Source organism: Phycisphaeraceae bacterium, from assembly GCA_019636555.1.
GTDB lineage: Bacteria > Planctomycetota > Phycisphaerae > Phycisphaerales > UBA1924 > JAFEBO01.
In genome coordinates this window covers 1867979-1889283 of the sequence record JAHBXH010000001.1, presented here as the reverse complement: position 1 = coordinate 1889283, position 21305 = coordinate 1867979, and the positions used below count along the sequence as shown (strand labels likewise).

The window sequence follows — 21305 nt, the reverse complement described above, 5'->3', positions numbered from 1 at the left end:
CTCGGAAACCACCGGGAGTTCGACTCCCGATCTCCGATCCCCCCATTCCACTCCGCGAGCCCGCACTCCATCGAGCCGTCGCCTCCTGCGCAGCCGAGAACAGCCGGGGTTGACGCCCCTTCTGCCCACGGCAGCTTATCAGACGCGTATTGGCTGTCAACCGAGGCGATGACCCGCTGGTTGGTAATTAAACGGGCTGGGGCGCAGAAGCTGCGGAATCCGCCGCCGGAGCCGCCGCGGGAGCGTTTTTCTTGGCTTCTTCCACCAAGACAGCCTTGCGGCTGAGCTTGATGCGACCCTGATCGTCCACCAGGATGACCTTCACCTTTACAGTGTCCCCGACCTTGACGACGTCGGTCACGCTCTTCACGTAACCCTCCGCCAGTTCGGAAATGTGGCACATGCCGTCGGTTCCGGGCGCGAGTTCGACGAACGCGCCGAAGTCCTTCACGCTGACGACCTTGCCGGTGTACACAGCGCCGACCTTGACCTCTTCGCAGAGTGCTTCGATTTCGGTGCGCGCTCCCTCGATGGAGGGGCCGTCGTTGCCGGCGAGCTGGACGGTGCCGTCGTCGTCGACATCGATGGTGATGCCGTAGCGATCCTGCAGGCCGCGGATGGTCTTGCCGCCGGGTCCGATCAGCTTGCCGATCTTCTCCGGATCGATGCGCAGCGTGATCATGCGCGGCGCGAGGGGCGAAATATCCGCACGCGGCTTGGCGATGACTCGCTCCATGATGTCGATGATCTCGAGCCGGCCCTGTTTGGCCTGCTGGAGAATCTTTTCGATCTGCGAGACGACGAGGCCGCGGGCCTTGAGATCGAGCTGGATGCCGGTGATCCCTTCGCGCGTGCCGCTGACCTTGAAATCCATGTCGCCGAAGAAGTCTTCTTCGCCGATGATGTCGGTCACGAAGAGTTCGTTCTGATCGTTGTCGTCGCTGAAGCGCCCGACGCTGATGCCCGCGACGGTCGCCTTGAGCGGCACGCCGGCGTCCATCAGTGCGAGACACCCGCCGCAGACCGACGCCATCGACGACGAGCCGTTGGACTCGGTGATGTCGCTGACGACGCGGATCGTGTAGGGGAACTCGTCGGGGCCCGGGATGACGCCCATGAGCGAGCGCTCGGCGAGTGCGCCGTGGCCGATTTCGCGCCGGCCGGGAGCGCTCAGGCGCTTCACTTCACCCGTCGAAAACGGCGGGAAGTTGTAGTGAAGCATGAACTTCTTGCTGTATTCGGGAATGAGGCCATCGACGATCTGCTCGTCTTTTCCGGTGCCGAGCGTGACACTGATGATGCTCTGCGTCTCGCCGCGCTGGAAGAGGGCCGAGCCGTGGGTGCGCTGCAGCACACCGACAGCGCCGGTGATCGGGCGCAGCTGCGTCGCTTTGCGGCCGTCGGCGCGGATCTGCTTTTCGACGATCAGACGGCGGGTGACCTTCTCTTCGAGCCGGCGGAACGCTTCCTTCGCGAGAATGCGGTTCTTCAGGCTCGTGCTGTACTCGCCATAGTTGCCCTCGGTGTACAGCGGGAAGCTGCCATCGAGAACGGTCTTGCGCAGCTCGTCCACCTTGGCGTTGCGCTCCGCCTTGCTGTTGATCTGGCGTGCCGCGGTCATTTCCTTCTCGGCGATAGAACGCACCTTCTCGGTGATTTCCGACGTCGGAAGGAAGAGTTCGCCGCCCTTCTTGGGCTTGCCGACTTTACCGGCGAGCTCGTTGATGAGACCGAGCACGTCGTTGATGTTCTGCTGTCCGAAGCGGATCGCCTCGATCATGCTCGATTCATCGACCTCGGCGGCGCCGACTTCGATCATGTTCAGGCCGTCTTTGTGGCCGGAGAGCACGAGATCAAGATCGGAGTAGTCGAGCTGGCTCACCGTCGGGTTGACGACGAACTGCGGCCCGTTGTCGGTATGGATGCGCCCGACGCGGACGGTCGCGATCGGTCCTTCGAACGGGATATCGCTGATCGCAAGCGCGGCGCTCGCGGCGACACCCGCGACGACGTCGGCGTCGTTCTCGGTGTCGTGGCTGAGCACCATGCACTGGATGAGCACTTCATCCACGAATCCGTCCGGGAAGAGCGGGCGGATCGGGCGGTCGATCATGCGCATCGTGAGAATTTCCTTCTCACTCGGCGGGCCTTCGCGCTTCTTGAAGCCGCCCGGGAACTTGCCGGCGGCGGGAGTCTTCTCGCGGTAGTCGACCGTGAGCGGGAAGAAGTCGATGCCTTCGCGCGGGTTGGCGCGAACGACCGAGGCGAGGACGGTGGTGCCGGCGTAGGTGGCGAGCACGGTGCCGCCGGCCAGCTTTCCGACGACGCCGGTTTCGAGCGTGAAGACGCGTCCGCCGATTTCCTTCCGGACGACGACCGCACCCGGCAGATCGGCAAGACCTGTGGAAGCGTGAGCAGCCTGAGACATGAATTGAGTTCCTTCTTCTGCGGATCGGCCACAACCGCGCCTCCAACATGCATTGGCATGCGGGCGTGTGAGCGAACGACCCTGGGCTTGTTTGCCCCCCGGACTTCCCGTTGAGTGGCAGAAGGCAATGGGCAGAAACCGCGAGGAACGGGGCTGCCGATTGCCCACTGCCGCGTCCGAGAGAGACCGGAGGGGCTAGAAAACGAAAACGGCCCGGCGGTCTTTCGAGCGCCGGGCCGGGTGATTACTTTCGGAGGCCCAATCGGGCGATGAGCTTCTGGTATTCCTCGGGCTGCGTCGTCGCGAGATAACGCAGGAGCCGGTTTCGACGACCGACCATCAGAACCAAGCCGCGCCGGCTGTGGTGGTCCTTGTCGTGCGATTTCAGGTGATCCGAGACTTCTTTGATCTTCTCGGTCAGCATCGCGATCTGGACTTGGGGAGACCCGGTGTCCTTGTCGTGCGTTTTGTAGTCTGAGACGATTTTTTTGCGACGTTCAGCGACCAGTGCCATGAGTTCTTTTCTTTCTTTCGTTCACAGTTCTTTCGGGTGCCAATGCTAGGCCCGGCGGACAGAACGATCAAAGGGGGCGCCGACCAAAACCAGCCCGGGAGAGCATACCGAAACCCGATTGCGAGCGGTTTGCTGCCCCCATCCGCCGGCCATCTGATCAAATCTTTGCCTAAGGCGCGAAAACGCCGGGCTTGCGAAGGGTACATTTCGGCCATGTCTACCGCCGCCGCCAATCCCGCGTCCGCAGGGCCGTCCGGGTCTGCTGCCTCGCAGGGTCGATCGTCCGGACTCTCGATTTCCAAGCGGGTCGCCGAGCTTAAACCCTCGGTGACCGTGGCCTTTATGAACCGCGCGAAGACCATGAAGGCCCAGGGCCTCGATGTTTTGAGTTTCGCGGCGGGCGAACCCGACTTCGACACACCTCAGGTCGTCAAAGACGCCGCCATTCAGGCGCTGAATGCCGGCATGGTGAAGTACATGCCGACATTGGGTGACCCCGAGACCCGCAAGGTGCTCGCGGAAAAGCTCGTCACCGAGAACGGCATCCCCACCACTTCCGATCACATCGCGATCAGCGCCGGCGGCAAACACTCGCTCTATGTCGCCTGCCAGTGTCTGTTTGATTTCCCGGCGCCGGGCGAGCCCTCGCAAGAAGGGATCCTGCCGGTGCCGGCCTGGGTGAGCTACGCCCCGATCATCGAGATCGCAGGCGGCAGAGTCGCCGAAATCCAGACCGACGCTTCGAGCGATTTCAAGATCACCCCTGAGCAACTCAAGAAGGTCATCAACCCGCGCTCGCGCGCCTTCTTCATCAACTCGCCGAGCAATCCGTGCGGCACGATGTACTCGCCTTCGGAGCTCAAGGCGCTCGCGCAGGTCATTGCCGAAGCGGCGAAGACCACCGCGCCGAATCTCGTCGTCGTCTCGGACGAGCTTTACGAAAAGATCGTGTACGGGGGCATCGAGCACTTCTCGATCGGCAGCGTGCCGGAGATCGCGGAGCGCACGCTCACGATCAACGGGCTTTCGAAGGCCTACGCGATGACGGGCTGGCGCATCGGGTACGCGTGCGGCTCGGGCACATTCGGCAAGAAGCTGATTGATGCGATGGGCGTGCTGCAGGGACAGATGACGACCAACATCACCAGCTTTACCTATCCGGCGATCCGTACAGCGATCACGAAGACCGCCGACGAAGTCGAGAGCATGCGCCGCGCGTTCGCCGATCGTGCGGCGGCGATCTACGCCCGGCTCATCAAAGTCCAGGGATTCAAATGCCCGAAGCCGACGGGCGCGTTCTACGCCTTCCCCGATGTCTCAGCGCACTTCGGCAAGACCAGTGCGGGTGGCAACGGAACTGCGGGCCGTAAGATCAACAGCGCGATGGACTTCTGCGAGGCGCTGCTCGCGGAGCAGCACGTCGCGTTCGTGCCCGGCGAAGATTTTGGCGGGTGCGGGAAGAATTGCGTGCGCATCTCGTTCGCGTGTTCGATCGATCAGATCAACAAGGGCGTGGACCGACTTGAAAAGTTCATCGCGGGGCTTCGCTAGGCTGCGACGCGGACGTACAAACGACCGGCGCCGGAATCGATCGGAGAGGCCCATTCTTCTTTGGGTTTTTTTCGAAACCGCGAAACCGTTTTCATGCGCGGGCGAATGTGCAATGGCTCATTTCGCTGAAGAGCGTTGGGTTCGTGGGTGCGTTGGTGACTCTTCAAACTGCTCTGGTGGCATCCGCGCCTCGTTCGGTGCGGATTTTCTGATACGGTCGTTCCTGGAGGTTTCTCGCGCAAGTGGAGGTGTCCCGTGTTCCGCCGTCTCACATCGAATCCGGCAAGTCTGCAATCGGTTCGCGTGATCAGGAAAACGCTTCGCGTTTGTCTCACGACGACGGTCTGCACGCCGGTTTCGGTCGGCGTAACGCTGGGCGATCGTCTGATCGCGGCTCGGTGACCCCGAGTCTTGAATCTCTTTCTTTCTCCGACCGATCGCTCCTCAATCCAATCGTCGACTTGTGCCGCGCAAGCCGGTACTGCGTTCGCGCAGTTCCGCGCGCGTCGCGCCCGGATTGCTTCCACACGGAGCGTTCGCGTCCCCAACCGTGTCTCGTTCTTCAGCGCCGCCCTTTCCTCGTAGGACTGGGCGGTGTTTTCGCTGGCGAAAGGCGAAAAGCGACAAGACCCGTTGGACCGATGGGACTTCTTTCCAGAGTGCGCGATTACTCCGAAGCGGGCTGCGGGGGCGCAGCGCCATCAACGGGGGTCTCATCCGGATCGCGCAGGACCAGCGTGATTTCTGAGTTCTGCTTGTCCTGCTCGACCCCCACCACTCGCCGGCGCACGAGATCGAGCACGGCGAGGAAGAGGCCGATCATCTCGCTGCGGGTGCGATTCGTCAGCAGAGTGCGGAAGGTCACCCTCGGGCGCGCTCCGCCGGAAACCTCAAGCGTTTCGCTCTTGATGCGATCCACGATGTCCGCGGCGTGCAATTCGATCGGCGTGTCGTCGTACACAACCTGGTGATCGCCCAGCCGCTCGAAGTTGACGGTCGCGACAATCTTTTTGAACGCCTCAAGCAGATCCGTCAGCTCGAGGTCTTCAACGTCGAGCGCTGCGACTTCATTCTGGATCGTTTGCTCGTCGGCTGTGTTCGCAGCCTCTTCCGCGCCGCCAACGGGAAACCGCGCCTGCCACTGCTTGCCCCTGAGTTCGAGCGCGTCCGCGGCGTCGCGATACTGTTTGTACGCGAGCAGTTGCTTCACAAGATCTGCGCGCGGGTCGCCGGCGTCGCTGCCGGAGTCATCGGTCGAAACCGGCGCATTCGGGTCGTTTGAGCGCGCCAGCCAGCGGCTCTTGATTTCCATCAGCGATGCCGCCATGACGAGAAACTCGCCGGCGACTTCGATATCGACGGGCGTGCCGTCCTGATCGAGGTCGCGCAGAAACGCGATGTACTGATCCGCGATCGGTGCGATCGGGATGTCGTTGACATCCACTTCGTTCTTGCGGATGAGGAACAGCAGGAGATCGAGCGGCCCCTCGAACGACTCCAGCCGTACTCGATAGTCTTCGGTCAGCATCCGTGCCTCCGGCGCAATCGCGAGAATCGGCGGCTCCGCCCCGAAAAGCGATTGGATCCGCTCGCAGTGTACGCACTTTCGGCCAAACCCCGAACTACCCTTCAGTGATGGCATCCAAGGCCGCTCCCGGGACAAAGCCGGTCCGAATGACAGAGCCCAAATCAACGGGGGCCGATTGCTTGGCGCGACCACAGGGAACGCCGCGCGGCCCGAAGGTTTCACCCGAAGCGATGCAGGCCGGGAAGCGCCTTCTCCGGGCAGAGGCCGCGGCGGTTGCACGCCTCGCGGAGACCCTTGGCGACTCCTTCGAGCGAGCGGTCGAGTTGGTTGTTCAGTGTGCCGAATCCGGCGGAACGGTGTTGATTACGGGGCTTGGAAAATCGGGCCTGATCGGCGCCAAAGTTTCGGCGACGCTCGCTTCGCTGGGGATTCCGTCGCACAGCGTGCATCCGTCCGAGGCGGCCCACGGCGATCTCGGGCGCTTCCGCAAGTGCGACACGGTTATCTGCATTTCCTTCAGCGGCGAAACGGATGAAGTGGTCAACCTTGCCTCCATTTTGAGGCAGGACGGCCTCCCGATCATCGCGATCACCGGATCGGGCGGGCAGATCACGGGGCGTGCCGCGGAGCGCGAGAACGCCAAGGTTTCGAGCCTTGAGCGGCTTGCGACCGTCACGCTCGGCCTGGGTCTCGAACAGGAAGCGGGCGAACCCGACTTCGCGGCGCCGACTTCGTCGACGACGGCGACGCTCGCGCTCGGCGATGCGCTCGCCGTCGTGAGCGCCAAGGTGCGCAATTTCACCGATGAAGACTTCAAGCGGCGCCACCCCGGCGGGACGCTCGGCGATCTGCTGCGCCCGGTGACCGAGGTGCTGCGCTTTGTCGCGGGAAAGAGCCTGCCGCGCGTGACCGACGACCGCACCGTCGCGTCGGCGCTCGAAGAGGCTTCGAAGATTGGGCGGAGGCCGGGAGCGATCGTGCTCAGCGATCCGAAATCGGGAAGGCTCAGCGGCATCTTCACCGATGCTGATCTGCGCCGCCTCATACTTCGCGATCCCTCCGAATTGCAGCGCCCGATCAAGGAGGTCATGACGAAGGACCCGCGCTGTCTTCCGGAAACGGCGCTCGTTCGGGATGCCGTGCGGCTTGTCCGCGAGTTCCGCGCCGACGAGATCCCGGTAATCAACTCTCTGGGCGAACCGATCGGGCTGCTCGACGTGCAGGATCTCGTCGCGATGAGGCTGGTGCAGGATTGAAGCGCCGCCAACGCAACACCTCTGAGAAGCCCGACCCCCGCCACACGCGCGGCAGCGTCCGCACCAACGGGCTCCTGCTCGCGATCGGCGTGGCACTTCTCTCGGCGGGCGGGCTGTGGTTTGTTGCGCGAGCGCCAAACAAGTCGAGCGTGGATTCCGTCAATCCGACCGACGTCGGGAACGCGCCAACGGCGGAAACGGACCTCAACGGCTCCGACATCACTCTGCAACTGGTTGATCGGAATGATCCGGGGCGGCTTGCCGCGGAACTGAAACTTCCCGCCATTCAGCCGCTCGAGGCGAAGCGATATTCGGTGCAAACTCCTTCGGGTTGGCTGTACCCGCGCGACGGGCGGGTGGTCTGGATTCGCGCCGACCGGGCTGATCTTTTTCTACCGAACCGTCAGCAGCTCCCCGAGCGCGGTGACTTCAAGGGCAACGTCATCGTGCGCCTTTTTGAAGGACCCGCCGGCCGCAAGATCGATCCGGACACCGAGAAGCCTCTGCTCGAAGCAAAGAGCGAGCACATGGCATTCGATGGCGCGATCGGTGAATTGCAGATTCCCGAGCGGCTTCTCGTCACCGGGAGCGGCATCTCGTACGCCGGGAAAAACGTTCGCGCACTCTTCAACGACCCCGAGCAACGCCTCGAACTCTTGACGGCGGAGTCAAGCGAGTATCTCCGGTACGACCCGGCGAAAGCTCGCGAGACTCCGAGTCTGTGGCAGCCGCGGACTCCTCGGGGAGAGGATCTCGCGAAGCGTGCCGCCCCACCTCCGAGTAAGCAGAGTGGTCCGTCACTCGCTCAAACGGAGCAGACCGCGCCGCGCCGCCGCGAGACTCTTTACAGGGTTACCGCGCAGCAGAGTGTGCATGCGTCGCAGGGAGCGCGTGAGATCGAGAGTGATGCGCTCGAGGTGTTCGCGCGACTGATCGACAATCAATCGCCCATTCGATCGACGGCCGGCGCGAAGTCGGCTTTCCATCAGAATCGCAGCTCGGACCAACTGCTTGTTCGGCGTGTTTCGATGCAGCAGCCGGAAGGATCGCCTCTATTGCCTCGGGAGCAGATTCCGACCGCGAGCCGAGCATCAAACGACGACCCCGTCGAAGTTGTATGGAAAGGACCACTGGAAGTTCGGCCGCTTTCTGCCGCAAATGAACTTCTCGCATCGAACGATCTGGCGGTCCGGTTCTCCGGTGCACCGAAGCACGTGACGTTTTCGGATCGAGGCGCGCGCGTCTCGGGCCTCGGCGACTCCGTCACCTACCTCGACACCATTCGCGAGGCACGCATCTCAAGTTCGGAATCGGGCGGCGTCCTGCTCCGAGCCGAAAAATCTGGACGCGTGATCGCGACGGACGCGCGCATGGATCTCCAATCCGGCATCGCGGCGTTCCGCGGCACGGGCCGCTTCGAGAACATCGACTCAACAGATCTCGCGGCAAATGCCGATCGCTCGATCGCTTGGTCGGATTCGGCAGAACTGCTGTTCGGGCTAGACGCCAAGGGCGATCCGAAGAATCTCCTGAGCGCGAAGTTCATGGGGGATGTTGAAGCCCGAGGCGGGGAATCGGTTGCCAAGGCGGACCTCGTTGCCGCGGATTTCGACCCCGCGTTCCCGGATCGTCCGGTGCTGCAGCGCGTCAACCTGCGGGGAAATGCGGGCGCGACGGATGCACAGGGCGGGACTCTGATGGCCAAATCCGTGGAGATCCGATTCGCGGCGCCGAGCGCGATTGAAAAGGAGCCCGCGGCACAGGTTCTCCTCGCACGCGGCGATGTCGAAGCGAGTTCGAATGGGTCGACGCTTCGCGCCCAGCAACTCGACGCGCAACTCGGCACAGATCTCGAAGGAAAGACAACGGCGACCCTCGTCACCGCCCGCGAGCAGGTTCAGATCGAAGGGAAAGACGGCCTTCGCGCCGGGTGCGACGAACTCGCGGCGGATGTCGCAACGCAGAATGCGGAACTGGCGGGTGAGATCGTCGTGCTCGCCAAGGGCGATTCGAGCGTCAGCGGTCGGCGCATGAAGCTCGAAGGGGAAACATCGAGGCTCGAAGTCGTGGGCGAGGGTTCGTTCCATCACGAAGGGACAAACTCGGCGGGTATCCGTCAGGTTGCTTCGGCCAAGTGGTCGGAAGGCATGACGTACGAAGATTCAACCGGGCTGCTCGAAGCGAGCGGCAGCGCGGTTGCCGAGGCGATGCCCGATGATCGCACACGCGACACACTCACTGCGGATCGGGTGCGCGTTCAACTGACTCCGGGTGGCGAGCGGCGCGCATCGCTCGAGGATCTCGGAAACACGTCTAAGCCCGGCGACGCGGGCGGACAATCGCAGAATGCAAAGCGCGACATCATCAGTGTGATCGCCTTCGGTGGTGCGGATGCGTCGCTGGCAAAGGTGGAATCCCGGCGCTACGAGAGCGCGGTTCCGATGGATGGCGAAGGGCAGATGCCCAAGCTCGAACGGCTGTTGTATCTCGAATCGCGCGAGATCCAGGCCGACAACGTCGGCGGCACGTTGTCGGCGCCGGGCGGCGGCAGAATCCTGATCGTCGATCGGCGCGAAGCCAACTCCGACAAGCCTGAGAATGCAGCACGTTCGCCCGTCGATATGGGCGCGACCGGCAAAGGCCAGACCCTTTTCTCCTGGCGCGACTCCATGTCGATGAATCGGCCGACACAGACGATGAAACTGAACGGAGATGTGCGTCTCACCAATGAGCGCCCCGTCGATCGGCTCATCACCCAGCTCGACTGCGAGCATCTCACGGCGACTCTGCTCGAAGAGGCCCGGCCAACCGGGGCCGATGCGCTCTCGGAAGGCCGCGGCCAGCTCTCTCGCGCGATCGCCGAGGGCAACGCCCGTCTCAAGAGCGGCACCAAGGAATTGCTCGGGCAGATCATCGACTACGACGCGCTCGCCGGAACCGCGATGGCCGGTTCGGACAATGGGTCGATGGTGACGCTGATCGATCAGGAATCGCCGACACCGGTTTCTGCGAAGTCGATCCTGTGGGATATCGCGAAGGGACGCGTTGAGGTGCGGTCGGTTTCGACCGTCGTCGCGCCGCGGTAAGCAGCCCGTTTATCCAAACCAAAGCCCGATTGGCTCTCATGGGCCTCGCACGTTATGCCGACGTGCGATCGACGATGTTGTACGACTCGCGCTCGCCACGCCCGCGCACCGGATAGTCTTTGCGGAGCGGATGCGCCGGGTAGTCCTCCCAGGTGAGAATCCGGCGCAGATCGGGGTGGTTCTTGAAGCGGATGCCGAACATGTCGAAGACTTCGCGCTCGGTCCACTCAGCGCCGGGCCAGAGGTCGCACACGCTGTCAATCACAAGAGCCGGATCGTTCGCGATTCCATCGGTTGGAATTGACGGATTGAGATACACCTTGACAAAGAACCGGTGGTCGTGCGCGTGGCTCAGCAGGTTGTACACGACCGCAAACCGCCCGGGCTGCTCCGTCGGATAGTTCAGGTAGTCGATGCCGATGACATCCGAAAGGAAGTTGTAATCGCACTCCGGATCGGCCTTGAGAAAGGCCATCACCTCGTGCAGGTCCGCCGCGCCGACGATCAGCGTCGATTGCCCGCGGAATTCCGTCGCACGGAACGACTTGCCGGGGAATCTCGCTTTGAGTGTCTTGAAGGTCGGGTGATCGAGCGTCGTGGCGTTGGACATGCGGTTTCCTCTGCCGGAGGGTAGCCGTTTCACCGAGAGTTGAGGGCCGAAGCGAGCATCTCCGGTTTTTCTCCCCGGAGCACGATCGGCTTTTCAAGTTTCCGGGCCACATGGAGAAGAGGAATCCACGCCTCCACCTGGCTCTCTTCGTATCCCGCGACTGGATCCGATCCGACACAGACCGCCCGAATCGACTGCATTTCGGCAACCTCGGTTAGTCTCGCCGCAAAGTCATCGATTCGGAATCCGGCATTCGCGGGAAAGAGTGCCGCGGGCTCGAGAAAGATTCCGACGTTTTCATGAGCGCGGGCGACCCGGAGCAATCCGGGAATATCGGACACGATGGAGTGGAGTCGAGGCCACACAATCAACTCGATCCCGCGTTGATTGCATTGTTCGACCGCACTGCGCAAGCCGCTGTCGAGCACCTCCTTTCCATCACCTCCCCATGAGCGGAATGCGCGCTCGATCGCGTCTCCGCTCTCAACACCTTCGAGTTCTCCGGCGGGAATCACGAGCCTCCTCGCGCCCCCGTTCAAGGCCAAGACTTCGTTCTGGTGGGGTGCTCGCCCCAGGTCCGCGAGGGAAAAGGGCGCAATCTCTGCCCAGACGTCAGCGATCTGTAAGCCGTGAATTTCGCGGGAATTCAAATCCAGAATGAAGTAGCTCACGGCGACAGCGTAGTTCAAAGCCGCGGCAGTGCGTTCGTCGATGCTTCAGATGCCGGCGGTGAGTCGCTGGCAAGCGCTTTGCGGAGCTGGCGTATCACCAACGAGAACTGTTTCGCCACGGAGCTTGGCCGAAACGTTCGGGAGATATGTCATGGTCGCACAGATGACGTACGAGAGCGAGCGGCTGGGAACTTTCACGATGCCGCAGCTGGTTGAGCAGATCATCCAGATCAACCCCACCGCCAAAACGTCATACCTGCAGCAATTCGGAAGGGGCGAATTGCAGGAGTATCTGGAGCATCTCCTGCACGCGCAGCGCCCGCGCGGACGCGACGCCGTCTGGGCCAGGCCCGTCGAAGGGCATGGAATCATTTTCGCCGAAGCGGCCGACTGAACCGGCAGGAGCTGCCCGCCGATGCCCCCACCCACGGCCAATTGGCGGCGGTTGTTTATTCGGACTCAATTCACTCATTCGTCCGGTCGATCAGCCCCGTGACCGCCGCGGCATCCGCTGCGTTCGCCCAGGAGATCGACCATGCGTTTTTCCGCCTCCCTCGCGCGCCTTGTCCTCGCCGGAACCGCCGTTGGAATCACAGCCTGCAGCACCTCGGTCGTCGCGACCGACGAGCGCTCGCACGACACAGCATTTGCCGCCCCATTGCCCACCCGCGACCAGTTCGACGGTGCGGCCGAGCAGCAGGGATTCGTCAATCAGCCGACTTCGTACCAGACAGTCGCATCTCAGCCGACCGCCCTCGGAGGCGAGCCGATGCCGATGTTTGTGCGGCGCGCCGAATCCGATCGCCCGCTTGTCCCCGACTCCGCTTCGGTGCGTCGAGAGCGCTTCGCCGAGACCGGACCTGTCAGCACCGACGGCCTGACGCAGATCTCCTTCGCGCAGGAAGGCGAAGACTTCGATCCGACGCTGACGCCGGACGGCACGCAAGTTGTCTTTGCCAGCACACAGCACCGCGCGACGAGCGACATTTTCGTGAAGCCAGTGAACGGCAGCGTCATCACGCAGCTCACCAACGACCCCGCCGACGATTCGATGCCCGCGGTGAGTCCGGACGCCAAACGTATCGCTTTCGCCAGCAACCGTTCCGGCCCGTGGAACATCTATGTGATGCCGATCACCGGTGGCAAGCCGGTGCAGATCACAGCGACGGCGGCGCACGACCTGCATCCTTCGTGGTCGCCCGACGGAACCAAGATCGTCTTCTGCCGCCTCGGCGAGATCTCACGTCGCTGGGAACTGTGGATGGTGGACGCATCGAACCCGAGCTCGGGCAGCTTCCTCGGATACGGCATGCTTCCGCAGTGGTGTCCGAAAGCCGGAACGGGAGTCGCCGGAGGCGATCGCATTCTCTTCCAGTTGCCGCGCGAGCGCGGCGCTCGCACCTTCGGCGTCTGGGCAATGGATTTCAAGGACGGTGCGACAAGCAACCCGATGGCGATCGTGACCAGCAACGACTCGGCCCTCATCAATCCGGCGTGGTCGCCGGATGGACGATTCATCGTCTACGCCGAGGTTCCGGCGCCGACCGGCCGCGTCGAGATCAACCAGACCCGCCCGACTCAGTCGGATCTCTGGATGGTTGCCGCCGACGGTTCGGCCAAGGTGCGTCTCACCGACGGCAACGCCGTCGCGCTCATGCCGTTCTGGGGAGTCGGAAACCGGCTCGTGTTTTTCAGTGATCGTGGTGGCCGCGGCAACGTTTGGACGATGGACACGCAATCCGCTGTTCTCGCCTGCAGCAACTTCGTCCCGCCGGCGTCGGCCTCGGCCCCTCACGCTCAGCCCACAAGCGAACACGCCGCGGCAAGCCCGCGCAGCAGCGAGGAAATGGCCTCCGCCGAGGAACAAAAGCACTGAGCACCTCCATTCGCCCGAACCGACTGATTCAACCGATAAGAGCGAGCGTCCGGGTGATTCCGGACGCTCGTTTTTTTCCGATTTGAACGCGCAACCCGGAGGGTGCCGTGCCGCGAATGAACGCAAATGCAAGTCGATTCAGCATCGCAGTTTGCATGTGTTTCCTTGGGCTCCTCGGCTGTCAGGCCAAGCCCGATCTCGATGCGCCGCGATTCTCGATCAGCCCGTATAGCCAATCACAGGGGGAGCTGCTCTGGGCGGTCGCACCGCTCCGAAACGAATCCGCGACGACCACCGTCGATCCGCTGTCGATGAGCGACAAAATTGTCGAGGCGATCGAACAGGTGCACGGGCTGCGTGCGCTCCCGATGAATCGAACGCTTGAAACGATGCGTGCAATCCGAATGCCCATGGTTCGAACGCCGGCCGACGCGAACAGGCTCGCCGAGGCCCTTGGCGTGGACGCCTTGGTCGTCGGGGCCATCACCGCATACGACCCGTACGACCCGCGGATCGGGCTTGCGCTCACGGTGGTGCCCCGCACGTCGGCAATGAATGGTGTCGCGTATCTCCAAACCGGAAAGCTCGATGCCCGAGCCGTGCAGAGCAGTCCCACCGAAGTGGTGCCCGAGGCCGTGCTCGGCGAGCCAACCTCGTCCGCATCGCTTCTGCTGGACGGAAAGAACCAAGCGGTCCAGATGGACGTTCGCAATTACGCCGACGGAAGGGCGGACCGTTCGTCAGCCGCCGGGTGGCGGAGATACTTGCGAAGCGCGGACCTTTTCGCGGAATTCGCCGCATTTCGAACGGTGGATCAACTGGTGGAAGCCGAGACGCTCCGCCTTGCTCGACTCCATCCAAAACCCAGACAAAATGAACCAGTAAAGTCCGAGAAATCGACTGCAAGCGCAGCCCGCAATTGAAGTTGCGCTCACAAGTGCTTGCTCAGCATGGCGTTAAGTTGCGCAATTCTCGGCGGTCCGAGAAACCGGCACGGGGGGGCCGTCCGTATAAATCAAAGTGAAAGGTGTTGGTCCGCCACGACTTACGTCCTTCCGGAACGACGGCGTTCAGCCAGAGGGGGCGAGAACCGATTGAAGGTCTGCGATCGCGGGGGTCTGCCGTCGTCTCGTGACGTGCGTTATCCGCCGAGCCAAGTCCGCATCCGGGTCATTTGACCCGGGTCCGGCCCGGAGAGTTGCCGATGTCCACACTTCCGATCATTCAAATGTTCACGAGCTACCTGGGCGAAGAGCGCCATTTCAGTCCCTACACGGCGCGCTGCTATGGTGCCGACCTGCGTCAGTATCTCGAGTATCTGACCAAGGAATTCTCGATCAAGGCTTCCGACGAGCAGGAAAAGAACGCCACAGCGAAAGTGACCGAGCAGGCACGCTCGGGACAGCGTCCGGCTGTTTCCGGCGCCGACTTCCAACCGACGAGCCTGACCGAAGCCGTGTGTCAGGCGTCCGCTGACGTGATCCGAGGCTTCCTTGCGCACCTCGGCGACAGCCAGTATTCCGCTGCGACCATGGCGCGAAAGATCGCCACCCTCCGCTCGTTTTACAAGTGGGCCGATCGGCGCGGCGTCGCCTCGGGCAATCCGATGACGCTGATCCGCACGCCGCGCCAAGGCAAGCGTCTGCCGAAAGCGATCTCGATCGAGCAAGTGGAGAAACTTCTCGCGGCCCCCGATGACAACGACGTGCTCGGCCGTCGCGATCGCGCGATGCTCGAGACTCTGTACTCGACCGGGCTTCGAGTCAGCGAGCTCATCGGCCTCGAAATCGAAGACCTCGACATCGCGGGCGAAGCCCTGCACGTCCGGGGCAAGGGCAAGAAAGAACGCATCGTCCCGCTCGGAAGCCACGCCATCGGCGCGATCAACCGATACGCGGAGCTTCTCCGAAGCGACGCGCGATTCGCGAACTGCTGGAGCCAGGATCGCAAGACCCGGCCGCTCTTTGTCAACAAGCACGGCGGCAGGCTGAGCAGCCGCTCGGTCCGTCGTAAGCTCGACAAATACCTCAAGCAGGTCGGTCTTGATCCGACGATCAGCCCGCACACGCTCCGCCACAGCTTCGCGACGCATCTGCTCGACAACGGCGCCGACCTGCGCAGCGTGCAGGAGCTGCTCGGCCACCAGTCGCTCAGCACGACGCAGGTGTACACGCATCTCACGGCGCAGCGGATGCAGGATGCCTACAACCGCTCTCATCCAAGAGCGCAGGCGAGCTGACCGCAGAGACGATATTACTTCAGAGCGTCCAGCGCTTCACGGATCTTTTTTTCCGTGGGTTCAACTTCACCCACTGTAATGATCGCGCGAACAATCCGGTCCTTGTCCAGCACGACAGCGCCGCCGGTTCCCCCGCCGATGATCGAGTCGTAGTCGAACACTTGTCCGACCGCGATGAGCGGCATGTTGTCCGGGATGCTGAGCACTGCGCTGTCCGTCGGATTGAGCAGGCTGAGCAGGATCGATGTGATCGAAAGACGCACCGCATCCGGCGGAATGATCGCGACACTCCTGGCGATCCAGCGATCTTTCGAACCGGCTTCGAGCTTTCGAACCAGCTGCGCCGCGATCCGAGTTTCGCGCTGAAGCCTTCTCATGACCTCGTCCCGGACTTGCGAGTCGTAGTCTTCGAGTCCGGACGGATCGGTCGGCACAAAGATGAGCACGGATATCAGGTTGTCTTTCACCTCCGTCCACGGAGAGAGGCCGGTCGACATCAGCGTCATCGTTGCCGGGAACCGTTCTCCGACACGAACCTGATCGGCTTCGGCGATGAGATCCGCCAGGGCATCGACCCGCTGACGTCCCACGATTTCAATCGGCCACGTTTGGGAATCGCCAGCGGGAAGTGATCGAGCCGTGAGGTCAATGTTTCGAATCGGGCCGGAAGCCGAGGCGACCTGCAAAGAGGAAATCCGACCGGAATTCCGATCGACGAGCAACCGGAATGTGGTGTCACCGGCTGTTCCGGCGTACATCATCTTCCCCGTCGGTCGATCGACGGCGCCGGGTTGCCACACAACGGCGGTGCGGCCGGGCAATACCCCGAGATCCTCGAGTCGATCCGTCCCGGGATCCGCCAGCGCGAGCTGGGGCAACACGAGTGCGGGCATGACCGTCGTGAGCGATTCAAGAAGAGGGCCATCGGAGAGCGTGAACTCGGCGTACCGGTTTTTCTCGAGCCGGTGCGTCGCCAGCATCTTGTGCCCTTCCAGGCTGATCGCAAGATCGCCCAGTTCGACTCTTGCTTTGAGCGGTCCGTTTTCTGAAGTCTCCGAAGCATCGATTTTTACAAGCACGTCGGAACGCCGCTCGCGCCCTCGATCGTCCCGAACACGCACCTGCACGTTCTCGGCGATCGGACCCGATCGGTACACCTGCACGGTTTTGGCAAACGGAACATCGTCCGCAGGTGCCACGGGTGGAGATTGCGAAGCCGTGTACTGCGCCCCGATGCCGAGAACCGCCGCTGTGAAAATGCAACGAATCATGTTCGCTTATTCCTCGTCCGACTCTTCATCGATGTCGGAAGCTCCAGCGGGAGGCTCACCGAACAGCGCCGAGCCGATGCGAACGCAGTTCGCACCCTCTTCAATAGCGACCTCAAAGTCGCCGGTCATTCCCATCGAAAGGATGTTCACAGGGCCTTCAACAACCCCGCTGGCCCGGAGTTCATCGAAAAGTTCGCGGCAGCGAGCAAAGGTCGCTCGCGAATCCTCCGGCCGCGGGGAATGGGCCGCCATCGTCATCAGGCCGCGAACGCGAACGTTGATCATCGTGCCGATTTGTTCCGCGAGAGGAATCGCCGCGGGAATCGGGCAGCCGAATTTCTGCTCTTCGCCCGAACAATTGACCTGGATGAGCACTTCGATCACTCGGTCTTTCCTCAGAGCGATGTTCTGAAGCTCTTCCGCAATTCGAAGTGAATCGACCGAATGCGTGAGGCGAACGAGATCGATCACCTTCTTCGCTTTGTTGCGCTGCAGATGGCCGATCATGTGCCAGCGGACCGAAGATTCCGCGGAGTCCCCGGGAGAACGGCCCGCGCCGAGGAGCGATCCGCCCGGCACCGCCGCGCGGCGCATGCTGGGAAGGGCGCGCAGCCGCGCCTGGAATTCATCCGCCATCGCGGCCTGCTGGATCAGGTGCTGCACCCGGTTCTCGCCCAAGTCGCGATGCCCAAGCGAAAGTATCTCCCGCACTTGATCGGGCATCGCGTGCTTGGTCACCGCGACAACAAGGATGTCGCTCAGGCTTCTGCCAGAACGCTTGGCGGCAGAGTCCACCCGCGACTTCACCAATTCGTACCGCTCGGCAAGTGTTTTTGGAAGGGGCTTCACGGGTGATGCAGCGGAAACGGCGACGGGTCGAATCTTATTCGCCCGCGGATCGTTCTTGGCTGCACTCGAAGAAACCGTGCGCGAAGAACTCTTCGGGTGGGTGGCTTGCTTGGTCTTGGGCATCTTGGCCTCCTGCCTTCGGTCCGTGCTTTCGGATTCGCGATGGGGGAATCCGGCGGCTCCGCCGCTTTCGCGTAGCATATCGCGCCCGAGTCGAGCGCAGTTCCATGGAGATTGGTTCGACCCCGGCAGGAAGCAAGGGAGGCGGAATGAGCGATCAGCCAATTCGAGAGAAAACCATCGGCGTGGGCGAGATCGCCCCTGATTTCACCCTGAAAGACCAGAACCGGAACGACTGGAATCTGGCCGAGCACGTCAAACAAGGAGACGTCGTCCTCTGCTTTTATCCCTTGGCGTTTACCAGCGTTTGCTCCACCGAAATGAAGTGTGTCAGCGACGAGATCGCGAAGTGGTCGGCTCAGGGGGCCCAGGTTGTCGGCGTGTCGTGCGACAGCTTCGCCGTGCTCGCGGAGTGGGCCAAGCAGCTTGGGCTCAAGCAAACCCTTCTCGCCGACATGCACCGCAACGTGTGCACGCAATACGGGCTTTTTTGGAAAGACCTGAATGTATCGCAACGAGGGACGGTGGTCATCGCGCAATCCGCGGATGGCAAAGGCACAGTGAAGTGGACCCAGAGTCGCGAGCCGGGCAAGGCCATGAATTTCGAAGACGTGCTCGCGTCATTAAGCAAGTAACGCAGCCGCCAAATCGAAAGATGCGGAAGGGAGCGCGAACGTGAGCCAGTGGATGTCGATGGATTTGCCGTCTGTGCAGGCGATCCGCAACGAACTGGAAATGACGAAATTCCACATTCGCAAGATTCATTGGTTGCTCATGAACACCCGGCGCCACGCGTACATGGCGAGCGCGATGGAACGCTGCCGCGCGACCGGAAAGCCCCCGCGAGGACTTGTCGAATTCCGAGCGCAGTTCGGCGAAGACTGCATGCTGTACGAGCTTTTCGAGGGGAAGCAGGAGGGTTTTTTCATCGAGGCCGGAGCGTTCAACGGCGTGGATTTTTCCGTCTCGTTCGCGTTCGAGCAGCTCGGCTGGAACGGCCTGCTGGTCGAGGCCATTCCGAAGCGCGCGGAAGAGTGCCGCCAACAACGGCCCCACTCCCGCGTGGTGCACGCGGCGATCGGCGCGCCCGGGGGGCCGGCCGACATCTCATTCGCCACGACAGAGGACGGGTACGGCGGGATGCTCTCTCGACGAATGGATACAACCGACACGCTCATGCCCAAGCTACCGGCGGACATGCCCGTCGTCAACGTGTCCGTTCCGTTCACAGCACTCGACGCATTGCTGCAAGACCACCCCGGGCCGATCGATTTCGTCGCGCTCGACCTCGAAGGCGGCGAGGTCGACGCGCTCAAGGGTTTTTCGCTTTCAAAGTTCCGCCCCCGCGTGCTCCTGCTCGAAGATGAAGTCGAAGCAAAGACTTCGCCAATCCGGGAGTACATGTCCTCTCAGCCATATACGTTTGCGGGTTGGGCCGAAGTCAATCTTGTCTACATCCACAATGACGAGAAATCGCTTCTGGAGCGCTTCGCCCGGATGTCCGTTTTCGGCTGGTGACCGTTTGCTGATTGCAAGGGCGCGGTGCGCCACGAAGAACCGGTCTCTGCAGCCTCCGTACCCTCGCTCATGGCGCCGAAGTACTCTCCCCTTGTTCTCATCATCCGTGACGGCTGGGGAATGAATCCTCACCCTGAACACGATTCGTTCAACGCCGTCCAGCTCGCGAAGACTCCCGTTGCCGATCGCCTGATGCGCGAATATCCGTGGACGCTCATCAAGACCAGCGGCGAAGACGTCGGCCTGCCGCCGGGCACGATGGGGAACAGCGAAGTCGGCCACCAGAACATCGGCGCCGGGCGAATCGTGCCGCAGGAATCACTCGTGATGACGCGCGCCTGCGAGTCCGGCCTGCACGTCAATCCGGCGATCAAGGCCGCGATCGAGCACGCCGAATCGCGAGGATCGTCGCTGCACCTGCTCGGCATCAACTCCGATGCGGGTGTCCACGGTCTGCTGGAGCACCTCTTCGCAATACTGAAGGCTTGCAAGAAGATCGGAGTCTCGGGCTCACGGGTCTTTGTGCATCTCTTCACCGACGGCAGAGATACCGGCCCGTTTACCGGATTGGAATTTGCCCGGAGCGTGGAAAACAAGTGCCGCGAAATCGGAGTCGGCCGGATCGCGAGCGTGATGGGCCGGTACTACGCGATGGACCGCGACCATCGCTGGGAGCGTGTCAAGCTCGCGTTCGATTGCCTCACCGGACGCGGCACTCTTGCGACCGCGCCCGATGCGATTTCGGCGATTCAGCGCTACTACGACAACCCGTCGGGCGAAACGCTCAAGGGCGACGAATTCGTGACCCCCACCGCGATCGGAGATCCGGCGCAGGTCAACGCCTCACGCATCAAAGACAGCGACGCGGTGATCTTCTACAACTATCGCGGCGACCGCCCGCGCGAACTTTCGGCGGCGTTCGTGTTCCCGGAAGAAAAATGGAGTGCCGTCAAGCCATCCCCCGACAGCGGCAAGGCAGGCTTCGATCGAGGCAAGAAGCTCGATTTGTTTTACATCACGATGACGGACTACTGGCAGGCGCTCACGCCTCATGTTTCGGGCGTTGCGTTTCCAAAGCCGCCTCGCATGTCAAACATCGCGGGAGAGTGGATTTCGAACAAGGCGGGCGGCTCGGACCCGATGGGACAATTCCGCTGCGCCGAGACCGAGAAGTATCCGCACGTGACGTTCTTCTTCAATGACTATCGCGAGGAGCCGTTTCCCGGCGAAGTGCGAGAAAACCCGCCGAGCCCGAAGGTCAAGACCTACGACATGAAGCCCGATATGTCCGCGCGCGAAGTGTGCGACGCGGTGCTTCGGCGGCTCGCGGCAGATAACTGCGAACGGTTCATCGTCGTGAACTTTGCCAATGCGGACATGGTCGGACACACCGGCAGCTTGTCCGCGGCGATCAAGGCATGTGAGACGGTGGACGGGTGCGTCGGCGAGATCGTGGAAGCGACGCTCAAGCATGGCGGCTCTCTCATCGTGACCGCCGATCACGGCAACAGCGAGCAGATGTTCGACCCGGAAACGAATGCGCCGCACACGGCGCATACCACGTACGACGTCCCCCTGATCTTGGTAGACGAGCGATTGAAGGGCCGGGCTCTTCGAGGAGACCAGAACGCCTCGGGCTGGTTCAAACCAGACGTGCGCGCCGCCCGAGGTCGGCTCGCCGATATCATGCCGACCGCGCTCGAGATCATGGGGTTGCCACAGCCGCCGGAAATGACCGGCCGCTCTCTCCTGAAGTAAGCTCGCCACCGAAGCGTGTCTCGCCGGTAC

18 protein-coding genes are annotated in these 21305 nt (G+C 62.3%); 11 read left to right on the top strand and 7 right to left on the bottom strand.

Going from position 1 to position 21305, the window contains the following annotated elements; translation table 11 throughout:
- Nucleotides 1-187: 187 nt before the first annotated feature.
- Both pnp and rpsO read right to left on the bottom strand, forming a co-directional pair.
- Entirely contained in the window at nt 188-2428 is a 2241-nt protein-coding gene (gene pnp / locus KF691_07885) for a polyribonucleotide nucleotidyltransferase (GenBank protein MBX3389361.1), read from the bottom strand.
- Nucleotides 2429-2672: 244 nt separating this feature from the next.
- Complete coding sequence (gene rpsO / locus KF691_07880; protein MBX3389360.1) at nt 2673-2942, bottom strand: 30S ribosomal protein S15; 270 nt, start codon at nt 2940-2942, stop codon at nt 2673-2675.
- 213 nt (nt 2943-3155) lie between these two features.
- On the opposite strand from rpsO, the gene KF691_07875 reads away from it, so the two are divergent.
- Both KF691_07875 and KF691_07870 read left to right on the top strand, forming a co-directional pair.
- Nucleotides 3156-4493 (top strand): pyridoxal phosphate-dependent aminotransferase, encoded by a 1338-nt coding sequence (locus KF691_07875; protein ID MBX3389359.1) that lies wholly within the window; start codon nt 3156-3158, stop codon nt 4491-4493.
- 255 nt (nt 4494-4748) lie between these two features.
- Complete coding sequence (locus KF691_07870) at nt 4749-4895, top strand: hypothetical protein (GenBank protein MBX3389358.1); 147 nt, start codon at nt 4749-4751, stop codon at nt 4893-4895.
- A gap of 265 nt (nt 4896-5160) precedes the next feature.
- On the opposite strand, the gene KF691_07865 is transcribed toward KF691_07870, so the two are convergent.
- Nucleotides 5161-6021 (bottom strand): segregation/condensation protein A, encoded by an 861-nt coding sequence (locus KF691_07865; GenBank protein MBX3389357.1) that lies wholly within the window; start codon nt 6019-6021, stop codon nt 5161-5163.
- Between the two features lie 107 nt (nt 6022-6128).
- Here KF691_07865 and KF691_07860 point away from each other — a divergent pair, with 107 nt between their 5' ends.
- Together KF691_07860 and KF691_07855 are read left to right on the top strand one after the other, a co-directional pair.
- Nucleotides 6129-7277 (top strand): SIS domain-containing protein, encoded by a 1149-nt coding sequence (locus KF691_07860; protein MBX3389356.1) that lies wholly within the window; start codon nt 6129-6131, stop codon nt 7275-7277.
- Nucleotides 7274-10363: a hypothetical protein gene (locus KF691_07855; GenBank protein MBX3389355.1), complete on the top strand. Its 3090-nt coding sequence runs from the start codon at nt 7274-7276 to the stop codon at nt 10361-10363. Before KF691_07860 ends, KF691_07855 begins: the two co-directional genes overlap by 4 nt.
- A gap of 52 nt (nt 10364-10415) precedes the next feature.
- On the opposite strand, the gene KF691_07850 is transcribed toward KF691_07855, so the two are convergent.
- Nucleotides 10416-10973, bottom strand: coding sequence for an NADH-quinone oxidoreductase subunit C (locus KF691_07850; GenBank protein MBX3389354.1), 558 nt, complete (start codon nt 10971-10973; stop codon nt 10416-10418).
- 29 nt (nt 10974-11002) lie between these two features.
- Complete coding sequence (locus KF691_07845; protein ID MBX3389353.1) at nt 11003-11644, bottom strand: hypothetical protein; 642 nt, start codon at nt 11642-11644, stop codon at nt 11003-11005.
- Between the two features lie 151 nt (nt 11645-11795).
- On the opposite strand from KF691_07845, the gene KF691_07840 reads away from it, so the two are divergent.
- The 4 genes from KF691_07840 (at nt 11796) to KF691_07825 (ending at nt 15759) form a co-directional block, all read left to right on the top strand.
- On the top strand, nt 11796-12038 hold the full coding sequence (locus KF691_07840) for a hypothetical protein (GenBank protein ID MBX3389352.1): 243 nt from the start codon (nt 11796-11798) through the stop codon (nt 12036-12038).
- Nucleotides 12039-12179: 141 nt separating this feature from the next.
- Nucleotides 12180-13520: a PD40 domain-containing protein gene (locus KF691_07835; GenBank protein ID MBX3389351.1), complete on the top strand. Its 1341-nt coding sequence runs from the start codon at nt 12180-12182 to the stop codon at nt 13518-13520.
- Between the two features lie 155 nt (nt 13521-13675).
- Nucleotides 13676-14443: a hypothetical protein gene (locus KF691_07830; protein MBX3389350.1), complete on the top strand. Its 768-nt coding sequence runs from the start codon at nt 13676-13678 to the stop codon at nt 14441-14443.
- Nucleotides 14444-14724: 281 nt separating this feature from the next.
- The gene (locus KF691_07825; GenBank protein MBX3389349.1) at nt 14725-15759 is read left to right on the top strand and encodes a tyrosine recombinase XerC; all 1035 of its coding nucleotides are present in this window, start codon (nt 14725-14727) and stop codon (nt 15757-15759) included.
- 14 nt (nt 15760-15773) lie between these two features.
- Here the strand turns inward: KF691_07825 and KF691_07820 are convergent, their stop codons facing one another.
- Nucleotides 15774-17030: a hypothetical protein gene (locus tag KF691_07820; GenBank protein ID MBX3389348.1), complete on the bottom strand. Its 1257-nt coding sequence runs from the start codon at nt 17028-17030 to the stop codon at nt 15774-15776.
- A gap of 6 nt (nt 17031-17036) precedes the next feature.
- A complete protein-coding gene (locus KF691_07815; protein MBX3389347.1) occupies nt 17037-18002 on the bottom strand; it encodes a YggS family pyridoxal phosphate-dependent enzyme in 966 nt (321 codons plus the stop codon).
- Nucleotides 18003-18148: 146 nt separating this feature from the next.
- Between KF691_07815 and KF691_07810 the strand changes: the two genes are divergently transcribed.
- From KF691_07810 to gpmI, 3 genes are all read left to right on the top strand, one after another.
- Nucleotides 18149-18634, top strand: a complete 486-nt coding sequence (locus tag KF691_07810) for a redoxin domain-containing protein (GenBank protein MBX3389346.1) — start codon at nt 18149-18151, stop codon at nt 18632-18634.
- A 40-nt stretch (nt 18635-18674) separates the two neighbouring features.
- Nucleotides 18675-19517 carry an FkbM family methyltransferase gene (locus KF691_07805; GenBank protein ID MBX3389345.1) on the top strand — a complete coding sequence of 281 codons (843 nt, stop codon included), beginning with the start codon at nt 18675-18677 and terminating at the stop codon, nt 19515-19517.
- Nucleotides 19518-19586: 69 nt separating this feature from the next.
- A complete protein-coding gene (gene gpmI / locus KF691_07800) occupies nt 19587-21275 on the top strand; it encodes a 2,3-bisphosphoglycerate-independent phosphoglycerate mutase (protein MBX3389344.1) in 1689 nt (562 codons plus the stop codon).
- Nucleotides 21276-21305: the final 30 nt, after the last annotated feature.

Excerpts from the sequence above, each read along its gene's own strand:
- KF691_07840 (MBX3389352.1), top strand. The coding sequence starts at position 11,796 with ATGGTCGCACAGATGACGTACGAGAGCGAGCGGCTGGGAACTTTCACG.
- KF691_07815 (MBX3389347.1), bottom strand. The coding sequence starts at position 18,002 with ATGCCCAAGACCAAGCAAGCCACCCACCCGAAGAGTTCTTCGCGCACG.
- KF691_07830 (MBX3389350.1), top strand. The coding sequence starts at position 13,676 with ATGTGTTTCCTTGGGCTCCTCGGCTGTCAGGCCAAGCCCGATCTCGAT.
- KF691_07850 (MBX3389354.1), bottom strand. The coding sequence starts at position 10,973 with ATGTCCAACGCCACGACGCTCGATCACCCGACCTTCAAGACACTCAAA.
- KF691_07820 (MBX3389348.1), bottom strand. The coding sequence starts at position 17,030 with ATGATTCGTTGCATTTTCACAGCGGCGGTTCTCGGCATCGGGGCGCAG.
- pnp (MBX3389361.1), bottom strand. The coding sequence starts at position 2,428 with ATGTCTCAGGCTGCTCACGCTTCCACAGGTCTTGCCGATCTGCCGGGT.
- KF691_07810 (MBX3389346.1), top strand. The coding sequence starts at position 18,149 with ATGAGCGATCAGCCAATTCGAGAGAAAACCATCGGCGTGGGCGAGATC.
- gpmI (MBX3389344.1), top strand. The coding sequence starts at position 19,587 with ATGGCGCCGAAGTACTCTCCCCTTGTTCTCATCATCCGTGACGGCTGG.
- KF691_07825 (MBX3389349.1), top strand. The coding sequence starts at position 14,725 with ATGTCCACACTTCCGATCATTCAAATGTTCACGAGCTACCTGGGCGAA.
- KF691_07860 (MBX3389356.1), top strand. The coding sequence starts at position 6,129 with ATGGCATCCAAGGCCGCTCCCGGGACAAAGCCGGTCCGAATGACAGAG.
- KF691_07875 (MBX3389359.1), top strand. The coding sequence starts at position 3,156 with ATGTCTACCGCCGCCGCCAATCCCGCGTCCGCAGGGCCGTCCGGGTCT.
- rpsO (MBX3389360.1), bottom strand. The coding sequence starts at position 2,942 with ATGGCACTGGTCGCTGAACGTCGCAAAAAAATCGTCTCAGACTACAAA.
- KF691_07865 (MBX3389357.1), bottom strand. The coding sequence starts at position 6,021 with ATGCTGACCGAAGACTATCGAGTACGGCTGGAGTCGTTCGAGGGGCCG.
- KF691_07835 (MBX3389351.1), top strand. The coding sequence starts at position 12,180 with ATGCGTTTTTCCGCCTCCCTCGCGCGCCTTGTCCTCGCCGGAACCGCC.